Consider the following 3523-nt stretch of genomic DNA (forward strand, 5'->3'; position numbering starts at 1 on the left):
ACAACAACTCATTTTTTTCGTAAACGGTATCAATCTTAAATAAAGTTTCACTACTAGATGAGGTAAAAGTATTCTCACGCAAGATATCTTTTGTGGGTTGTTCTATTTTTTTGACTTTCACTTTACATGAAAGCGAAAAAAATACCAAGGTAAAAAGAACAAAATTTTTCATAGCATAGAATGATTTATATTTCAATACGATAACAAAAGTAATAAAATTTAAAGAGCAAAGACTCTTTGATTTCAAAGACTTTATTTTATGTACATGATTAGAACGAATTTGACCTTCCAAGAACATATTTTCTTGATAAGATTTGCAGTATGAACGAAATTCTTGATACATAGCAAATTAAATTTGATATATATCGCATCATTTAGCAATTCTTAATGTTTTCACTATGATAATAACATGTTCTTACAGGAACAATTGATTATCCCGGATCATATTCGATTCATATAGAAAACATTCCTTCTATTGAAATATTAAGTTTCGTAATTCATTTTAGAATTAAATTAAAAAAACATACTATTGATCATGAGTAATTATATGCATGTTGGCTCAATTTAATTTGATATGGATATTATGAAGCATTTTCTTTTTAATCCATGAAAAAAAATCTTTGTTTTTTTATAAAAACGTAATCGTGATTTAATGATTTATCAACAATTGATTTTTTTTTTTGCATGGATAATAAATGTAATCAATGTTGAGAAAATTTTTTTTAATTATAACGTTGTTTCAGATCATTCTATGTTACACTCAAAGTTCTGGACAAACGCAAAGTAATGGTGGTGGAGATTTTGAAAAACAATTGAAATTAATTGAAAATTCTATGAATCGTTTTCTTGAATCATACGATACAACTTTTACTTCTTTCTTTTTTAGCGAAGAAGAGGCAAAAGAATTTTGCGATACACTCATTGCATATAGTTATCCAGGGATCGATTACACTTTTAACAAAGAAATATTTCTAAGAAGCCAGGCAGTCAAACAAATCATTCAAAACTTTTACGGCCAGTATTATCGTGCAAGTTTAACACAAAGTCTCCCAATAAAAGGTTATCATGATAAAATACATGGATATTTAATACTTCTTACATTTTCTGATGAAAAGTTTTTAAGTCAAGGAACTCTTTCAATTTTAACCATTTTTTTTACTGACAAATTAAAGATAATTTCATTAAAAGATGAAAATTAATCAATTATGGCACATATAACAAGATTTGTTTTTTTTATCATGGTTGTTTTATTTTTTAAATTTGGAATAATTGGTCAAACGCAGTTAAACGATGGTCCTATACGATTACGTATTTGGATCCACAAAGTTTGGTCGAGTGCCAATTGTTCTGACCCTGGAGAGCAAGAGTATGTTTTCAGGGATATTCGTGTCAGACCCCGTACTGACGTATTAGGAACTGGTTGGAGCCCTTCAGGAGTAAACATTCGTGCTAACATGCATGAAAATCGATGGATGGGTTATCCATGGACAAGCTACCAAGTACCAACAGGAACTTCTTTGTGGCCAATGACTGCTAGTCATATTGGAATACTACTATTGGATATTACCTATCCATCAGGTTCAGTACCCACGACCTTCGATTGGAGTATCGGGCAAACATTTGAAAATGATTGTGGAAACGATTGGATATATGAAGGTTCTTGTGGTTTTATGGGTTTAATTGGCGATGAAGCACTAAGTAATTATTATCAAGCGACAGCATCGGTTTCATTTCGTTCATATCCTGAAGGACAAATTTTCTTCGTACAATCCGATGTCATTGATGCTGGTTCAGCAGAAGATGACAGATACTCTCTCATTTTTGCAGTTCAATGGGATTTGTTAAACTCTTTGCCACCTTTACCAAATACATGTGGCCAACCCAAATACAAGGATGGCCCTGTTCAATTGGATGTGGAACTTGTTGCTCTTTGGAGTGATGTTGATTATGACATGGGTTCTAACTGCATCATGGGACTAGCAGGTGATGAGGATCTACGAATACGCTACAGATCACGCGATAATATTTCATCTTTTGGACCCTCAATTTGCGTCAATCAAGTTCCTGGTCCTCTTGACCTCTACAATCAAAACGAACCAGAATGGAATTTCTCTTCTCCAGTATCACTTTTGTCAAAAACATACAATTCATCAGATATTAATTTTGAAGCTTTTGAAATAGAATTCGAAGCATGGGAAGAGGATCCATTTCCTACCAATGAATATGTGTATGAATCAGATGATGATGCTTATCTAGCTCCTACTTCAACAGGACTTATCAACTGGCGACTTAGTCCCCCCAACACATGGAATTATATGCATGTCCCAATACGAGCGTCTGACAATAGTTATCAAAATTGGTCTATACTTTTAAGGTACAGATGGATTCAGGGTCCACCTCAAATCATAACTCATCCTACTGTTGGTGGTGCCGACAGATATTTTTGTATGGGTTCATCTACCACTCTTGAAGTTGAAGCTCTCAATGTTACGTTTTATCAGTGGCAAGTGGCTGATGTGACAGGTCCTGCTGGGCCCCAATGCCCAGTGACTCAATGGACAGATATTGCAGGAGCTAATTGCCCTACATTTACACCTCCACAAATTCCTGGCACCAAAATATATCGATGTGTATTGATGAACCGAACTGGACCTGGAAGTTCCGGTCCTACAGGTAACAGTTTGAATGTTATATACTCAGAATGTGTAAAAATCACATATTTTGATTATTCTCCACCAATTTCTTCATCAACTGCATTGTGCAACAATACCGTCTTACCTAACTCAGTTCACATTTTTCAAATACCTGAAATTCCACATCCAGATGCCGTTGCGAATGCAAATTTTACTTGGAGTGTCACAGGACCTGCTCCTGTAACACCGAGTCCAACAACTGGAACTTCAACTAGCATAACTTTTCCAACAACACCTGGAACGTATCATATCATTTGTACAGTAAATAATCCAATTCTTTCATGTTCACCAGATCCATCCAATGAAGGTGTATCAGTATGCACCATAACAGTTACCGAAGCTGATTGTGGAACAATTTACGTGACAAGTAATGGTAATCCTGCTGGTGTTGGTACCATCTCTGATCCTGTAACTTTACCAAGAGCACTTCAACTTGCTCTTTCCTCTGGTGGAAGTCGAACACATATTAAAATTCACCACGGTACCTACAATAATCTCCCCAAATTGGTTCTTGGAGTTGACAATATCTTTCTTGACGGTGATTACGAAATAATAAACGGCGAATGGATAAAAAAATCTTCGTTGACAACCACAGTTAACATTGATCCTTCTCTTGAAGAACTCCCTTATGACGGAGGTTTTGGAACAATAGTAGGGGTATATAAAGGAGTTGAAGCAATTGGAATTAATGGTTTTACCATACAAGATATTGAGTTTAATGTTAAAAATGGTGTTGGTTCATCGACAGCAAATGGAACAACTGGAAATCGTGGTAGAAGTGTCTATGGATTTTATTTTAGGAATTGTAATAATTACGTCATTCGTCGATG

3 protein-coding genes are annotated in these 3523 nt (G+C 34.9%); 2 read left to right on the forward strand and 1 reads right to left on the reverse strand.

Going from position 1 to position 3523, the window contains the following annotated elements:
* A partial coding sequence (locus N2Z72_05135; GenBank protein ID MCX7697062.1) for a hypothetical protein occupies window positions 1–343 on the reverse strand: 343 nt, incomplete at its 3' end.
* Window positions 344–704: 361 nt separating this feature from the next.
* On the opposite strand from N2Z72_05135, the gene N2Z72_05140 reads away from it, so the two are divergent.
* Both N2Z72_05140 and N2Z72_05145 read left to right on the forward strand, forming a co-directional pair.
* Window positions 705–1199 (forward strand): hypothetical protein, encoded by a 495-nt coding sequence (locus N2Z72_05140; protein MCX7697063.1) that lies wholly within the window; start codon window positions 705–707, stop codon window positions 1197–1199.
* Window positions 1200–1205: 6 nt separating this feature from the next.
* The coding region (locus tag N2Z72_05145) for a hypothetical protein (GenBank protein MCX7697064.1) at window positions 1206–3523 on the forward strand (2318 nt) is incomplete at its 3' end.

It is taken from the genome of Bacteroidales bacterium, assembly GCA_026418905.1.
Taxonomy (GTDB): Bacteria; Bacteroidota; Bacteroidia; order Bacteroidales; family DTU049; genus JAOAAK01.

Coding starts and splice junctions, on each gene's coding strand:
- N2Z72_05140 (MCX7697063.1), top strand. CDS start 705: ATGTTGAGAAAATTTTTTTTAATTATAACGTTGTTTCAGATCATTCTA.